Annotated in this window: 11 protein-coding genes, 2 pseudogenes and 1 riboswitch; of the genes and pseudogenes, 4 read left to right on the top strand and 9 right to left on the bottom strand. The window is 64.5% G+C overall.

Annotation, left to right across the window (positions count from 1 at the left end):
* Positions 1-160: 160 nt before the first annotated feature.
* Both HMPREF2550_RS00275 and HMPREF2550_RS11715 read right to left on the bottom strand, forming a co-directional pair.
* Positions 161-589: pseudogene (locus tag HMPREF2550_RS00275) on the bottom strand (ATP-binding protein); the annotation flags it as partial.
* Positions 583-892: pseudogene (locus tag HMPREF2550_RS11715) on the bottom strand (glutathione S-transferase family protein); the annotation flags it as partial. The pseudogenes HMPREF2550_RS00275 and HMPREF2550_RS11715, both read right to left, overlap by 7 nt.
* A 1,259-nt stretch (positions 893-2,151) precedes the next feature.
* Between HMPREF2550_RS11715 and HMPREF2550_RS12410 the strand changes: the two are divergent.
* Genes HMPREF2550_RS12410 through HMPREF2550_RS00255 form a run of 3 tightly spaced genes read left to right on the top strand, consistent with a single transcriptional unit; the run spans position 2,152 to position 5,863 of the window.
* Positions 2,152-2,358 carry a hypothetical protein gene (locus HMPREF2550_RS12410; RefSeq protein WP_246819706.1) on the top strand — a complete coding sequence of 69 codons (207 nt, stop codon included), beginning with the start codon at positions 2,152-2,154 and terminating at the stop codon, positions 2,356-2,358.
* On the top strand, positions 2,355-4,133 hold the full coding sequence (locus HMPREF2550_RS00260) for an ABC transporter ATP-binding protein (RefSeq protein ID WP_070788954.1): 1,779 nt from the start codon (positions 2,355-2,357) through the stop codon (positions 4,131-4,133). The genes HMPREF2550_RS12410 and HMPREF2550_RS00260 overlap by 4 nt, the downstream gene beginning before the upstream one ends.
* Positions 4,130-5,863: an ABC transporter ATP-binding protein gene (locus tag HMPREF2550_RS00255; RefSeq protein ID WP_070788953.1), complete on the top strand. Its 1,734-nt coding sequence runs from the start codon at positions 4,130-4,132 to the stop codon at positions 5,861-5,863. The genes HMPREF2550_RS00260 and HMPREF2550_RS00255 overlap by 4 nt, the downstream gene beginning before the upstream one ends.
* Positions 5,864-5,923: 60 nt before the next feature.
* Here the strand turns inward: HMPREF2550_RS00255 and HMPREF2550_RS00250 are convergent, their stop codons facing one another.
* The 7 genes from HMPREF2550_RS00250 to HMPREF2550_RS00220 form a co-directional block, all read right to left on the bottom strand.
* A complete protein-coding gene (locus HMPREF2550_RS00250) occupies positions 5,924-6,667 on the bottom strand; it encodes a TDT family transporter (protein ID WP_246819705.1) in 744 nt (247 codons plus the stop codon).
* A gap of 92 nt (positions 6,668-6,759) precedes the next feature.
* Complete coding sequence (locus HMPREF2550_RS00245; RefSeq protein ID WP_070788952.1) at positions 6,760-7,236, bottom strand: response regulator; 477 nt, start codon at positions 7,234-7,236, stop codon at positions 6,760-6,762.
* Positions 7,233-9,146: a sensor histidine kinase gene (locus HMPREF2550_RS00240; RefSeq protein WP_083319693.1), complete on the bottom strand. Its 1,914-nt coding sequence runs from the start codon at positions 9,144-9,146 to the stop codon at positions 7,233-7,235. Before HMPREF2550_RS00240 ends, HMPREF2550_RS00245 begins: the two co-directional genes overlap by 4 nt.
* On the bottom strand, positions 9,147-10,607 hold the full coding sequence (locus tag HMPREF2550_RS00235; RefSeq protein WP_070788951.1) for an SLC13 family permease: 1,461 nt from the start codon (positions 10,605-10,607) through the stop codon (positions 9,147-9,149).
* A 39-nt stretch (positions 10,608-10,646) separates the two neighbouring features.
* Positions 10,647-12,428 carry a phosphomethylpyrimidine synthase ThiC gene (thiC, locus tag HMPREF2550_RS00230; protein WP_070788950.1) on the bottom strand — a complete coding sequence of 594 codons (1,782 nt, stop codon included), beginning with the start codon at positions 12,426-12,428 and terminating at the stop codon, positions 10,647-10,649.
* A riboswitch (TPP riboswitch) is annotated at positions 12,426-12,538 on the bottom strand. (Overlaps the previous gene by 3 nt.)
* An 18-nt stretch (positions 12,539-12,556) precedes the next feature.
* Positions 12,557-12,793 (bottom strand): hypothetical protein, encoded by a 237-nt coding sequence (locus HMPREF2550_RS00225; protein WP_070788948.1) that lies wholly within the window; start codon positions 12,791-12,793, stop codon positions 12,557-12,559.
* A 44-nt stretch (positions 12,794-12,837) separates the two neighbouring features.
* Positions 12,838-13,782, bottom strand: coding sequence for a cation diffusion facilitator family transporter (locus HMPREF2550_RS00220; protein WP_246819704.1), 945 nt, complete (start codon positions 13,780-13,782; stop codon positions 12,838-12,840).
* Between the two features lie 239 nt (positions 13,783-14,021).
* On the opposite strand from HMPREF2550_RS00220, the gene HMPREF2550_RS00215 reads away from it, so the two are divergent.
* A complete protein-coding gene (locus HMPREF2550_RS00215) occupies positions 14,022-15,794 on the top strand; it encodes a BCCT family transporter (RefSeq protein ID WP_070788947.1) in 1,773 nt (590 codons plus the stop codon).
* Positions 15,795-15,796 lie beyond the last annotated feature (2 nt).

Raw genomic sequence — 15,796 nt, 5'->3', positions numbered from 1 at the left:
TTGGCGGGGTTGGTGATGACATGGGCTTTAGTTTCCGCTACCGCCCACTGGCGTTGTCAGATGCGGGTTTTTGGTACAGGTGTTCCGGAGACCCGGTACTGCCGTGTTCCGGGTAGTTGGTACTGGGGCCGGGTCGACGGAGTCGGCCCGGTTGTTTGCTTTATTCGTCCGGTTCTATTGGGGTGGTGGCCTTGCGCATATCGAAGTCTCCGATGCGGATTCGGTGGCCGTTGTTGAGGCGGCTAACGAGTGAATCGGCTCCGACTCTGTCGGGGAGGGCTTCGACCCAATAGGCGGCGGCCGATTGGGAGGAGATCAGTGTTGGGAGCCGACCGTCGCGGTCGAATATGATCTTGCTCAGGTCTTCTTGCCCGCGCTGGTTGATGCTCATGGTCATAAAATCGTCGATGATAAGGACATCGACATTGATCAGTTTCCGCATCTTATCGAGGTAGTTTTGGTCAGTCGGTGAGAAGACCGCCAACATGTCTACGAGTTGGTCTAGCCGGTAGTAGGCCACGGAGTATCCGGCTTGACATGCGGCGACGCCGATGGCGCAGACTATGTATGTTTTCCCTGTTCCGGTAGGGTGCCGCCCGGATCCAGGTCGAAGGTCTCAGGAGCGCTTGTCGTGGGTCGGGGCAGCCAAGCCCATGGAGATTACATCTTCCAGCCCTATCGGACGCCGCACGATGACAGCGCGATGTGCCCAGGGGTAGGCACGTGCTGCGATGAGGCGGTAGCGGTGCGGTTGCACGGGCTAGTGCAGAGCCTCGTTGCTTATCGACGCAAAAATGCGGTCACCGACGTAGTTCGTATCCCGCTTGAACTCGCCGTCCTTTGACGCATTCTGGGCGTCGCCTGCCCAATCCTTCTGTGTCTCTGCAGTCATCGTGTCCTCCCTTATCGCGTAAAAAATTTATGACACGTCAACTATAGGCCGTTTCTGATTATGAGCGCAGAAATCAGCTGGGCTGCCTCACGTCATGGCGAAACCTAGGATGCGGTGCATAAACGACCGGGATGTCCGCCTCAACTCCGTCGCGGCGCTTGTCTTGGGCCTGTTGGGCGTGGCGTTCTTTGCCCTGGAGTGGGTCATGTTTGGGGTGGTCGGACGGCGGGAATCCTGGGCTTTCTTTGCGGTAGCCATGTTTCTCTTCCCGGCTGGCTTCTTTATGGTCGATGGCGGTGAAAGGGTGCCGGAGTCCCTTGACCGAGCGCCGGATCCATAGCTGTGCCATTTTGGGACACGCCCGCACCTTCGGTTTCGGGCCATTGCCAGAGCGCTTATCCGGAGAAGCCTTCTGCTCCCACTCCAACGGGATAGTGATCGTCCCCTGAGTACGGGGATTTCCCGGTTTTACAGGCTGATTCACCGAGAAGATTGTTAACAACGCCTACGGATTCTTACGCCCATCCTTGGTTTTCGTCCACGCGCCACTCAATGGTGTGCTGGTTTTGCGCGATCTCGGTTTCAGCAATGTCCATCAAACGCACGAGACGGGACTTGAGCCGCAAGAGAGGTTAGGCTAACCTAACGCACGAATGGTTATTATCTTCTGAGAGGGCAACACAGTGCCGCTTGTGACTGATGAACCCACCACAGCGACCGATGAGTCGACGAGTCGGCCGAGAGGGGGCGACGCGAACGCGGGAACCCCGTTTGGCACATCCTCCGGCCGGTGTCCGTCCCCTCCTGCGCGGAATCGCCGGGCACACCCCGTATCCGCAGCCGGCGAGGCCGTCAACGGCGCCGGAGCTGCGGGTTTGGTGGTCTGCGCGGCCTGGTTCTTAGGCATCGCCGTGAAAACGAGGCCGGGGGAGTCTGCATGACAGGTACGTCCACGGGGGCGGCACCGCCGACGACGGCCCGCGAACCCGATCACCTAACCCGAAACCGCCGCGTGGACGCGGCCCACACACCCGGAGACAGAACCAGATGAAGTCGATTGCCCAGATCGTCCAGAACAACCGCAGACTCCTCGCGGCCTACGAGGACAAGGTCCAGCTGAGGTTCCCCAGTCGCTATGCGCGTGAACCGATGGACGCCGCCGTCGAAGGGCTCGGGGCCGGACGGAATTCCACGTCGCCGACGTCCTCGCGCCGCTCGGCAGGGTCGCCGGGCTGCTCGCCGATGGAGGCATCGCTTACGTGCAGACGTTCGCCGAGGATCCCGACGTGAACGAGCAGGTGGACATGACCGTCGTTGCGAAGATGGGCCACCGGGTGCTCCCGGGCAGCGAGGTCGAGGACCTCGCCGAAGCCAACGGACTGAAGCTGGGCGGAGCCTCACACGCCGGCATGGTGTACTTCTGCACTCTCACGAAGAAAAGCGCGATCGGGGAGGCGGGCAAGTGAGCGCCGTGGACGAGACCGTAGGCCCGTGGTCGTTGCTCGCCCCGATTCGGACCCGGATGCGTGCGGTGGTCGCGTTATCCGTCCTGTCGTCGGTGGCTACCGTCGCTTCGCTGGTCGGCATCATCGACATCGCGATGACGTACCCGGAGGCCCCGGAGCATCGGACGTGGTTGGCCGTGGTTATCATCGTCGTCGCCGCAACGGTGCGCATGGCCGCGGACGGCGCCGCCGGCATGCTCTCGCACCGGGCGGATAACGACCTGCAGCTCCACCTCCGGCGCCGGCTGGTCGCCCAAATCCGGAAGTTACCGCTGGGCTGGCTGGACGCCCGGCGCTCGTCGGGAATCATCGAGTCGGTTGAGAAGGACGTCGCGGCTGTCCACCAGCTCATGGGCCACACCGTCGGTGAGACCGTGGTGGCGGTGCTGGTTCCCCTGCTTTCCCTCATCGCGCTCGTCGCGGTGGATTGGCGGATCGCGGCGGTGGCGGTCGTCCCCGTGCTGGTCACCTTCGCCCTGATGGGCGTGATGATTTCGCGCGGAGCCGGTCTTCAGCGCGACTACGAGCGAGCCTCCGAAGGAGTGACGGCCGCGGTCATCGAGTTGGTGCGCGGTATCCCGGTGATGAAGTCCTTCGGACGCGCCAACCAGGGCGCGGGTCGCTACGATGCCGCGGCGTTGTCGTTCGTCCGCGCGTGGTCCGCCTGGTCCCGGCAGTCGAACATCTATCTCGGGCTCATCGACGTGGTGACGTCCCCGACCACAGTCCTCGCAGTGGTGTGCGGGGCCGGCCTCGCTCTGAGAGACGCCGCGGGCGGCATACCGGAGGGGCTCGTCGCCGGGCTGGTTCTCAGCCTTGGACTCTCCGCGGCGATCGTGCGGGTGGCTATGAACTCCGAACCCATCATCGCGGGGATCGCCGCCCTGAAGTCCATCGCGGAGGTGCTGAGCACGCCGCCGATCGCCGAGCCCGCCGATCCGGTGCCCGCACGCGAAGGCGCGCTCGAGGTCCGGAACCTGGTCTTCTCCTACGGCGATGGGCCGCGGGTTCTCGACGGGATGTGCGCGACGTTCGAACCAGGGACCCTCACTGCGCTGGTGGGGTCCTCCGGTTCCGGAAAGTCCACCGTCGCCCGGCTGTTGGCGCGTTTCCACGACCCCGTTGAAGGCTCGGTGCTGCTGGGCGGCGTCGATCTTCGCGACATCGCCGTGCGCGACGTGCACCGCTCGGTGTCGGTGGTGTTCCAAGATCCGCAGTTGTTCACGCTGCCGTTGCGGGAGAACATCCGGCTGGCCAGGAGAGACGCCACCGACGACGAAATCATGGCGGCCGCGAAGCTCGCGAACCTCGATGCGGTCATCGCGGCGCTGCCGAAGCGCCTGGATTCGGTGGTCAACGTCGATGTGACCTTTTCCGGTGGTGAGGCGCAGCGCGTAGCCATCGCGAGGTCGATCGTCACGGACGCGCCGGTGCTCATCTTCGACGAGGCAACCGCTTACGCGGATCCGGCTTCCGAGGCCCTCATCCAGTCCGCAATCGAGCGTTTGGCCCGTTCGCGGACGGTGATTGTGATCGCGCACAGGTTGAGCACGATCCGCAACGCCGACCGCATCCTCGTTCTCGATGGGGGAGCGGTCGCGGAGGCGGGTACCCACGACGAGTTGCTTGCGCGCGGTGGCCGCTACCGGGATTTGTGGCGCGCGTTCGCGCTCGACGACGAACCATCCGCCCCGCGGGGCGCTGAATCAGACGATGAAAAGGCGGGGAACCGATGATTCGAGACTTGTGGTCGATGACGGATCGGCGCTCGAGAATGACGCTGGTGTGGCTCATTGCGTTGGCCACGCTTGCCGCGCTGGCCCAGGGAGCGGCGTTCGTCGCGCTGCTGCCGCTGTTGTCGGCTCTGGCCGAGGGAGATGATGCGACGGCGTGGCGTTTCACCGGCGTCATCGCCGGTCTCGCGGCCGCCCATGCGGTGCTGTCCCTCGCCGCGGGGACGGTCGGCAGGGTGAATTCCGCAGCGGTGCTGTCGTCCCTGCTGCGTTCCCTGGGCGAACGCGTGCTGACGTTGCCACTCGGGTACGTCACCAAGTCCACGGCCGGCCGCTTTTCGGAGATGGCGTCGTCGGGTATCGCGTTCGCGGCGTCCGTGCCGCACGTGATCCTGCGGCCCGTCATCGCCGCGGTGGTTACGCCGACCGTCATCGCCTTCGGAATTCTGGCGGTGGATTGGCGCGTCGGTTTGGTTCTTGTCGCGTCGGCGCCGGTGCTCTTCTTCGCCTACCGGGCCATTGGCCGGGTCGGCGGGGAGTCGGACGAAGCGCATGCTGAGGCCGTCGCTGCCGTCTCCGGCAGGCTGATCGAGTTCACCCACGGTCAGCAGGCGATTCGCGCCGCGGGCGACGGTTCGGCGGCGGACGTGATGGTGGATGAGGCTATCCAGGCCCAACACGATGCGTTCGCGAAGGCGACGTCGACGCAGGGGGCGGCCATTGGACGGTTGGGTTCGATCGTCCATGCGGTGTTCACGGCGGCGGTGATCGTCGCCGTGGCAGTCGCCGCGACGGGCGGGATGGCGCCGGCGCATTTGGTGCCGATACTCATCGTGCTCGTCCAGTTCACCGGACCGATCACCACGGCGGGAGCGTTGTCCGGCGGTTTCGGTGCGGGCCGCAACACGTTAGCCGCGTTGCGTGACCTGCGGGCAATCCCCGCCCTTCCCGAACCTGTCGCACCGGAGCTGCCCGACGGGCATGACGTGGAGTTCCGCGGCGTGAGCTTCGGGTACGGAGATAAGAAGGTTCTCGACGGCGTCAGCTTCCGTGCACCTCAGGGAGCGCTGGTTGCCGTAGTGGGACCGTCGGGGGCGGGCAAGACGACGGTCATGCGGCTGCTGTCGCGTTTTCATGATCCGGACTCGGGGGAGATCCTCATCGGCGGGGTGCCCTTGCCTCGGATCGGCACCGACGGCGTGAACTTGCTGGTGACCCCGGTGTTCCAGGAGACGTTCCTTTTCGACGCGTCCGTGCGGGACAACGTGGTCTTCGCCGACCCCGGATTCGGTTCCAGGCCCGGTGACGGGGACCGCTTGCGCGAGGCCGCCCGGCGTTCCGGGGTGGACCGCATCGTGGAGCTGCTGCCTTCCGGGTGGGATACCCCGGTGGGGGAGGAGGGGACGCTGCTGTCGGGAGGTGAGCGGCAGCGCCTCGCCATCGCCCGGGCGCTTCTGAAGGATTCCCCGGTGGTGCTTCTCGACGAGCCGACGTCCTCGCTGGATGCGGCCACTGAGCGGGCGATCGTCGGCACGATTGAGGCGTTGCGCGGCGATCACACTGTGATCGTCGTCGCCCATCGCTTGCACACCATCCGCGATGCCGACCTCATCGTCGTGCTTTCGGAGGACGGGACGGTCGCAGAACGGGGCACGCACGATGAATTGCTGGCGAAGGGCGGCCGCTATGCCGAGTCGTGGGCGTGCCGGACGGGGAGTTCCCCGGGCGCCTGATCCAGCTTGTCGTGGACCACCACGACGACGGCATCGGAGAAGCGCGGATAGCTAGTTCATCTAGCACCAGATTGGCTTAGTTCCCAGGCTTAGTTCCCAGGTGTTAGTTCCCAGGCTTAGTTCCCAGGAGCCAAAGCGCACCGCGCAGACACCCCAGCGGAGGACAGCCTCGTAGAAGCAGTACATGGCGTAGAGGACGCACGGTACGCCGAGGGTGAACATGATGAGGCCGTACAGGTGGGCGTCGAAAAGCAATGTCGATGCTGCCGTCGACTGGCCGACAACACCGAGGGGAATCCACGCTGTACCCGCGGCGGTGCCACGCGGGCGCGTGCGGGACCAGTAGCAGTAGAGGAAGAGTGGGATCGCGGTGAAGAACGTGAGGAAGAAGCACAGCTCACCCGCGTAGTGATAAAACTCGCCGTGATGGGTGGCCAGCTGCTCGCCGGATGTCGCGGCGACCATCGGGGACACGAGCGCCAAGCCCCACGGGAACGCTGGCTCGGTGTAGTGCCACAAACCCCAGAGTTGCCACACGCACACGATGATGGTCAGTGGCGCGCCGATCCACCAGCTGATCAGCTGGAACGCATCGTTGCCCGTGAGTGCCGTCCACGCCGAGCCGCACGCGAGAAGCCCCATCGTGTACATGCCCCACGCCGCCATGTTCTGGTGCTGGGGAGGCGCATTGCGCGCGCCTGCGGTGAAGATCAGCAGCAACAATGCCGCGATGAGGGCGAACACGAGCTGGCCTACGTGCAGACCGTGGAGGCGATAGAAGTGCCCATCAAGGCGCCGGCCCACGCGGGGCCAAACTTTGGCAACTGCATAGCCACCACGCTAGGCTTGTCACCAGCGATTTTGACAATCTCACCCCGTATGGGGTGGAACGTCCCCTAGCGTCGGCGGACAAGCTCCATCGCGCGCGCGGTGTCGAGCACGTCGAGGTAGGGTAGGGGGTCGATGTCCATGTCCTCGACGTAGTCCGTGAGCATGGTGCGCACCACGTCGTGCAGCTCGTCGACGTCCCAGGGCTTGGCAATGTAGTGGTCCAGGTGGGCCTCGTTGACCGCGCGCACCGTGTCGCGTAGCTGCGCCTGGCCGGTGACCAGGACTTTGCGGGTGGCGGCGGTGCGGTCGTCGTCCATCATCTGGACTAGGAATTCGACGCCGGTGGTGCCGGGCATGCGGTGGTCGCACAGCGCGAGCGCGAGCACGTCGCCGTCTTCGGTGAGCTCGTCGATCACCTCCCACGCTTCCCCCACGTCGGAGGCCACCTCCACTCGGATGAGCTCGGCAAAGGGCAAAAGGTCGCGCTCGACGGCGGCGCGGACTTCCGCCTCGTCCTCAAGGATCAGGATGGCAAGGTTCATGGTGTGTCTCCTTCGTCGTGTGCGTGCGGGCCGTCGATGGGCAGGCCCACGGTGGCGCAGGTGCCGTTGGTAGAAGAGGTCAGTTCGATCGTGCCGTGGTGCGCGCTGACGATGCCGCGGCAGATACTCAGCCCGATGCCCATGCCGAAGCGGACCTCCCCGTTTTTCGTGGTGAAGCGGGGCTCGAAGAGCTTATCGATGCGCTCAGGCGGGATGCCCGGTCCGTCGTCGATGACCTCGACGCGCACCCACCCGGTCTTCGGCACGCTCGTGCGAATGGTGATGGTGGAGCCTTTCCCGGACTCCTCGATCGCCTCGGCGGCGTTGGTGATCAGGTTTGTCCACACCTGCGCGATCTGCCCTGGCGTACACGTCACGTGCGGTAGTTCGGCGAAGTCCCGTTTGACCTCCACGCCGCGCAGTTTGTGGGCGATCAGCTGCAGGGTGTCTTCGATGCTCTGGTGCACGTCCACGTCGGTGACCGGGTCGCCGTCAGGCCGCGCGTAGGCGCGCAGGGAGGCCACCAGCTGCGTAATGCGCGTCGATGCGGTGGAGAGGTTGCGTAGGGCAGTGCCTATCGACGCCGCGTGCTCCACCGTCTCGTAGTCCAAGCGTCGATTCGCGCGCACCTGCTTGGCAAAGTCCACGTCGTGCAAGCCCGCAAGCACCCAGCGCTGGGCGAGCGCCCTATCGCCGGTGACTTCGGTCAGCTCGCGCCGCAGCGCACGGGCCTCCTTGGTGCTCACCGCATGCGAGCTGCGCGCCGCCTCCAGTGCGTGGCTGGTCGCCTCCCGCCACCTGCGGTTTGGGCTGGAGGTGATGAGTCCTTCGACGTCTTCGGCGAGGTGGTCCGCGGTGCGCTCGATCGCCGCCATTGGGTTGTTCAGCTCGTGGGCCACACCGGCAGCCAGCTCGCCGAGCGAGGCGAAGCGCGCCTGGCTCATCAGCTCGCGGCGCGCCGCCTCGAGGTTGTGCAGCGCCGTGGTCAGCCGCGCCCGTTCTTCTTCCAACTGCGCAGTGAGCTCGTGCTGCTCGATCTGGATGTCCTCGGCACGGCGCAGGCGGCGGTCGTAGGAGCGCACAAACAGGATATTGAACAGGCGCGAAAGCTCCGGTTCCTGCCGGATCAGGTAGTCCACCTGCTCGGTGGGCAACTGGACTGCGACCACCTCGGTGGTGGTACGGGCGGTGAAGAAGCCGACCCTGTTGCTCGCAAGCGCGAGCAGACCGATGACGTGGCCGGTGGAGGCGTGGTGCATGACGATATCGCCGGCGTCGGTAAAGCGCTGCAGCAGCACTTGACCGGAGAGCGCGAAGATGACCTCTTCGACGTAGTGGCCCTCCTTCGTCAGGTACACCCCGGGCGGGAAGGTCAGGCGCGGTTGGTAGCCCAAGTGCTTGTCTGCGGCCTCGATGATGCGGGTGATGATCTCCTGGTCCGTCAGCCCGACGTCCAGCTCGGTGACCTCTGGCAAGTCGAAGGTGCCGGCGATCGAGGGGTCGCGCTTGGCGCGCATGTACCAGTAGCGGTTGAGCTGCTGCTGGATGTTGTGCAGGAGTGCTTCTGGCTTGATCGCCGGGGTGAACACGAGCATGTCGAGCCGACCCATGTCCGTGAGCGCGTCCAGGCCCGCGATCTCGGGTGCGGTGGTGAGCACCATCACGCGGGTGTACTCAAAACCGGGCTCGGAGATTAGCTCGAGCAGCGGGTGGTCGGCGGCCAGGCCGTCCTCGTGGACGGTGACGGTGACAAGGGCGAGCGGGTCGCCGTCGAGAAGCGAGCGCAGGTGCTCCACATTATCGGCGGCGAGGATGTCGTGCGTGCCGCCGAGCGCCTCGTTGACCACCTGCTGCACGGCGCGTGTGGCCTGGGACTTGCCCACGATGGCGAGGGTGGAGCGTGGCAGCATTTAGGACACCAGCCCCATCAGCTGCCAGACGGGCGGCAGGGCGAAGATCAGCAATAGGGTGGCCGCGGTGCCGACCACGAGCCCGACCAGCGCCATCTGTGGGATGGAGATTTCCTTGGTGGCGTACGCAATCGCGTTCGGTGGCGTGGAGATCGGCAGTGCCATGCCCAGCGAGCAGGCGATCGCCACCACCGCGGCGACAACGAGCGCGTTGATGCCGTCGAGTGAGAGCGCGAGCGAGACCGCCAGCGGGACGAGTAGGTTGGCCGCCGCGGAGTGCGAGATGACGTTCGCCATGCCGAAGCCGATCAGGCCGAGGACCGCGAGGATCGCAAGCGCGCCCATAACCTCCCAGCTGACAGAGCCGACCAGCCACTCGTCCAACCCGCTGGCACCCACGCCCGTGCCGAGTGCGATACCGCCGGAGACCAGCCACAGCACCGGCCAGTCGAGCGCCTGGACGTCCTTGCCCTTCATCACCTGCAGACAGAGCAGCGCCACGACGGGGATGAAACCGACCGTGTTGGAGGAAATCCCGTGGAGCGGCTCGCTCATCCACAAAAGGATGGTGAGACCGGCGACGGCGTAGAAGAGCTTCGCGTCGGTAGAGGTGTTCCACTTCGAGCGCATCTCGATGGAAATGCGGGTTTCGGCGGGGATGAAGACCAGGCAGAGGAACACCCAGGCAAAGGCCAAAACAACAAACATGAAGGGCACCGCCATGAGCATCCAGTCGGTAAAGGAGACGCGGATGCCGTGCTCGGCGAGCGCGCCGATCGCGATCGCGTTCGGGGGTGTGCCAACCGGCGTGCCGATCCCGCCGACGTTTGCGGCGAGCGGGATTGAGAGTGCCACGCCGGCGCGTGTCTTGCCCGCGGGCAGCGTCTTCAGGATTGGGATGACCACCGCGAACATCGTCGCTGTGGTGGCTGTATTCGACATGAACATGCTGAGCACAGCGGTAATGAGCATGATCCCCAGCACCGTGAGCCGTGCCTTGTCCGGGAAGGGGCGCAGCATAATGGCCGCAAGGTTGCGGTCCAGGCCGAACTTCTCCGCCCCGTGCGCAATCATGAACCCGCCCAAGAAGAGAATGATCACCGGGTGGGCCAGCGCGGAGAAATAGGCGGAGGCAGGCAAAAGCTGCTCGGCAAGCGTGGGGTCCCCGCCGGTGGGGTCGACCAGCGCGCCGTCGGAAAGCAAAAGGACTTCGAGCAGGATGACCAGCACCGCCGTCGCCGTCAGCGGGACCGGCTCAAGCACCCAGAAGACGATGGCGAGCAAGAAGATCGACAGCATCCGGTGCCCGGGGGTGGACAAGGCCGGAATCTGCACGAAGAAGGGGATGAGAAAACAGATGAGGCCCAGGCCCAGGCCCACCAGCTGCTTTGTGCTCAGCTGGGGGCCTTTGGCTGCGAGCGCGGGCGGGCGTTGTTTCGAGCGGCGTTGTGTCTCCACCATGTGTCGAAGTCTACCCGGTCTCACCTGGTATTACTTGCCTTATTCTGCGGAGTCGGCGCGTAGATAGACTTGGGAGCCTTCCTCGCGGAACTTCTCCGCCATCTGCTCCTCCCCGACGGCGAGCGAGGGGATACCGAGGTTCTGGATGGTCTGCTGCGTGTTCGCATCTAGGGCCGCATCAATCTTGTCACCGAACTCGTCGCGGATGTCTTGGGAGATGCGCATGGAGCAGAACTTCGGCCCGCACATCGAGCAGAAATGCGCCGTCTTCGCGGGCTCTGCGGGCAGCGTCTCGTCGTGGAAGGTCTGCGCCGTGTCCGGGTCGAGCGAGAGCGCGAACTGATCCTCCCAGCGGAACTCGAAGCGGGCCTTACTCATCGCGTCGTCCCAGTCGCTCGCGCCCGGGTGGCCCTTCGCCACGTCGGCGGCGTGTGCGGCAACCTTGTAGGTAATCACACCGGTCTTCACGTCGTCCTTGTTCGGCAGCCCCAGGTGCTCCTTCGGGGTGACGTAGCACAGCATCGCGGTGCCGCCGGCGGCGATGTGGGCCGCGCCGATCGCGGAAGTGATGTGGTCGTAGCCGGGCGCGATGTCGGTCACCAGGGGGCCAAGCGTGTAGAAGGGCGCGCCGCCGCACCACTGTTCTTCCTTCTCGTTGTTCAGCTGGATCTTGTCCAGCGGCACGTGGCCGGGGCCCTCGATCATCACTTGCACGTCATAGTCCCAGGCGCGCTTGCACAGCTCGCCGATGGTCTTCAGCTCGGCGAACTGCGCGGCGTCGTTCGCGTCGGCGATGGAGCCGGGGCGCAGGCCGTCGCCAAGCGAGAAGGCGACATCGTATTGGGCAAAGATCTCGCACAACTCGTCGAAGTTCTCGTAGAGGAAGCTCTCCTTGTGATGCGCCAGGCACCAGCCTGCCATGATCGAGCCGCCGCGGGAGACGATACCGGTCACGCGCTTGGAGGTCAGCGGCACGAACGGCAGGCGTACGCCGGCGTGTACGGTCATGTAGTCCACGCCCTGCTCGCACTGCTCGATGACCGTGTCGCGGAAGATCTCCCAGGTCAGGTCCTCGGCGATGCCGTTTACCTTCTCCAGTGCCTGGTAGATCGGCACCGTGCCGATGGGCACAGGGGAGTTGCGCAGGATCCACTCGCGGGTGGTGTGGATGTCGTTGCCGGTGGACAAGTCCATCACGGTGTCCGCGCCCCAGCGGGTGGCCCAACGCAGCTTGTCCACCTCCTCGCGGATGGAGGAGGTGACCGCGGAGTTGCCGATGTTGGCGTTGATCTTGGTCAAAAACGCGTTGCCGATGATCATCGGCTCGCTCTCCGGGTGGTTGATGTTGTTGGGGATGATCGCGCGGCCCGCGGCGACCTCGGCGCGGACTTTTTCCACGTCGCAGTGCTCGCGCAGGGCTACGAACTCCATCTCGCGGGTGATCTCGCCGCGCCGGGCGTAGGCCATCTGGGTGACGCGTTTGCCAGCCTTTGCGCGCAGCGGCGTGCGGCTTTCGCCGCGCCACTCCTCGGAGGCAGCGCCGCGCTTGGCGGCACGCGTGCCGTCGTCAAGCAGATTGCGCTGGCGGCCTGAGTACTCCTCAACGTCGCCGCGGGAGTGGACCCACTCGCTGCGCAGCGCGGGTAGGCCCTCCTCCGGTTCGGCCCAGGGGCCGCGCGTGCGGTAGAGCTTGAACGGCGCGTTCGGGCCGGTGGGGGAGTCATCCAGGTGGACTGCGGTTTCGGGGACCTCGAGCCCGTTCTTCCGCAGCGGCGCGTATGTGTGTTTGCGGTGGATTTCTTGCGCGTAGGCGTCAGTCATGACACTCCTTCAACTTCCTTCGCTGGTGCTAACCAGACAGGTTCGGACGGTGCCCGCGCGGCGTACAGCGCGGTCTCAGCCCCTACCGTGGGGCGCCCGTGTGGGATTGCGTCACAAAGTGTAGTGGCTTACAGTGCCGCCCCGCCATTGAGGTAGTTCACGTACCGGACTGCGTCGTCTTTTGCGTAGAGGTAGCAGAAATCGGGGTCGCTGGCGTCCTCGTCAACGTTGCGTGGATTGAGCCTTAAGGACTCGGGAGGCAGCGGTGCATCGCGCCACGTCCCGTTCGGGGTGAAAAACCCGACAACGTAACCGCGGCAGTGGTTGCCCTGGGGGTAGGTGTCCATCGATTGCGTGACCCACATGATCGGTCATCCTTTCACTGACTACACCCTCAAGAATATCGCGTTTACCTGGGCTTTGTCAGCGATTCGTCAAAGAGGGGGCCCGTGCGGGTGGTGTATCCGAAGGGCTCGACGTGGATGATGGTTTCCGCCGCGCCAAGTGTGTTCGCGATGCCGGCTTCCACCTCGTCGGCGTGCGCATGCGCATAGGAGACGGTCCACTCGCCCGGCACCTGCATGACCAGGCTGATCAGGCGTTCACGCCCGAAAGCTGCGGTGCGCACGGAGGTAAACGTCACCCCGTTTTTGGCGGCAAAGTCATCGAGGAAGGCGTTGAGTTTGCTCAGCTCATCATCGGGCAGCACCTCCGCCAGCAGGCTCAAAATGGCGCTGCGAAGCAACTTGAAGCCGGTGAACAAAATGTTGGCACCAACAAGCAGCGCCACGATCGGGTCCAGGATCTCCCACCCGGTGATGGCTACGAGCGCCATGCCCACGATGACACCTACGGTGGTCAGCACGTCGGTAAGCAGGTGCTTGCCGTCAGCCTCGAGCGTGATGGAGCGGTAGCGCTTGCCCGCGCGCACCAGGGCGTAGCCGACGGCGGCGTTGAGCAGCGCGGCAATCACGGAGAACACCAGGCCGATGCCGAGCTGCTCCAGCGGCTGTGGGTTGAGCAACCGGTCGATAGAGGTGTAAATGATGGCCACCGCTGCCACCAAAATAAGCGAGCCCTCCACTTGTGCGGAAAAATATTCAGCCTTAGAGTGGCCAAAATTGTGGTTCTCGTCCGCTGGTTTTGCCGACAGCTTCAGGGCCCACAGGCCCACCACCGCGGCGACGAAGTTGATCACCGTCTCGATGGCGTCGGAAAGAAAGCCCACCGAGCCAGTGACCCAGGCGGCGATCATCTTCAGCACGATGGTGGCCACGGAAACAGCGATGGACAGCCACATGAAGCGTTCCAGAATCTGCTGCTCTTTGCGGAGTGACGGGGGCATGTCAGACATGCAAACCTCCCAAAATAGGGGCGCTTCGGCGCCGCGTGTAGATACGGTCCGAAGGTCTCGCTCACTCGGCCAGCGAAGTGTTGAAATGGTCGAGCCGGTTGCCCGGGCGCAGGCGCCAGTATGTCGAACAACCGATTGCGGGCTACTCCCCTTCAAGTGCTACCTGATTGTAGCAGGTCAAAGATTGTCGGAATGTCACGTAGACTGGCAATCATTTTGTCCCCAAGGATTGGATATCAATGGCGCGCAAACGCAGCCTGCAAACCGACCCGCTCATCTTCGGCGCCTCGCTTGGCTTCGTCGTAGTCTTCGTGGCCGCGACGATCGCATTCGGCGACCGCGCGCGAGCCCTCTACGCGGATGTTTCCGGCTTCCTCATGGATAACTTCGCCTGGATGTACATCGGCGGCATCTCGGCGGTGCTCATCTTCCTCATCGTCATCTTCGTCTCCCGCTACGGCAACATGCGGCTTGGCGACGACGAGGACGAGCCCGAATACAGCTACCCAGTCTGGTTCGCCATGCTCTTCGCGGCCGGGATGGGCGCGACCCTGCTGTTCTGGGGCGCGGCCGAGCCACTGCACCACGCCTACAACCCGCCCCGTGGCGACATGGACTCGATGAGCCGCGAGGCCATCATCCAGGCCTTCGAATACACCTACTACCACTTCGGCATTCACATGTGGGTGATCTTCACCCTGCCCGGCCTGGCCATCGGCTACTTCGTCTACAAACGGAAGATGCCCGCGCGCATGTCGTCCATGTTCGCCCCGCTGCTCGGCCGCCGCGTCTACGAGACGCCCGGCAAGCTTCTCGACGCCCTTGGCATCATCGGCACTATCTTCGGCCTCGGCGTCTCCGTGGGGCTCGGTGTACTGCAGATCTCCGCAGGCCTGAACATCCTGTGGGACGTGCCGCTGATTACCCCGGTTCAGCTGGGCATCATCCTGTTCATCACCGTCGCAGCGTCGATCTCCGTGGCCACTGGCCTGGACAAGGGCGTGAAAATCCTGTCCAATCTCAACATCGCCGGGACGATCCTGTTGATGCTCTTCGTCCTGATCACCGGACCAACGCTCGCGCTGATGGGGCAGATCACCGAATCCTTCGGTATCTACGCCAACTCGCTTCCCGAGCTGATGTTCTGGGTGGACTCCTACAACGACAACCCGGGCTGGCACGCCACCTGGACCGCCTTCTACTGGGCCTGGACCATTTGCTGGTCGCCCTTTGTTGGCATGTTCTTCGCCCGCATCTCCCGCGGCCGCACCGTCCGCGAATTCATCGGGGGCACCATCATGCTGCCCACCGCGTTCGACCTCATCTGGTTCTCCATCTTCGGCCGCGCGGCCATGGAGATGGAGGCAGAAAAGCCCGGCGTGCTGACCCGGCCGGTGGTGGAGGAGGGCGACACTCCGCGCGCCCTGTTCACTCTGCTCGGCGAGTACCCGCTTTATGCCATCACCGGCGCGGTCGCCCTCTTCGTCATCGTCATGTACTTCGTCACCTCGATGGACTCCGCGGCACTCGTCATGGACATGTTCGCCAGCGGTGAGGAAAACAAGTCGCCCGTGTACTACCGCATCGGCTGGGTAGTCGCCGTCGGCCTGGTCACCGCCGCGCTGCTGTTTATCAACGACTCCGGCATCGCCGCCCTGCAGGAGGTGGTGATCATCATCGCCTTCCCGTTCTTCATCACCTACTTCATCATGATGTGGTCGTTGGTCAAGGCGATGACTGACGACTCCGCCGCCGCGCGCCGCTACCGCTCCCGCCAGTGGGAGAAGACCGACACCGCCGAGAAGCTGGAGGAGGGCGAGAACAAGCCCGCGCCGGGCTACGACTCGGAGGGCAACCCGGTCGACCGCCCCGAGCTGGAGTACGACGCGGAGGAGGGCACTTGGCGCCTGGAAGACTCGGTCATCCTGGGCGAGGACGTGCAGGTCTCCAGCGACGGCCAGCCCAGGGCCGGCTCCAAGGTCAACTGGGTGGAACAGGAAGACCCGAAGTAGGC

The sequence above is a fragment of the Corynebacterium sp. HMSC074A01 genome, assembly GCF_001831515.1.
Lineage (GTDB): Bacteria > Actinomycetota > Actinomycetes > Mycobacteriales > Mycobacteriaceae > Corynebacterium.
The sequence above is the reverse complement of the archived record's forward strand: the minus strand, read 5'-3'. Positions and strand labels throughout refer to the sequence as shown.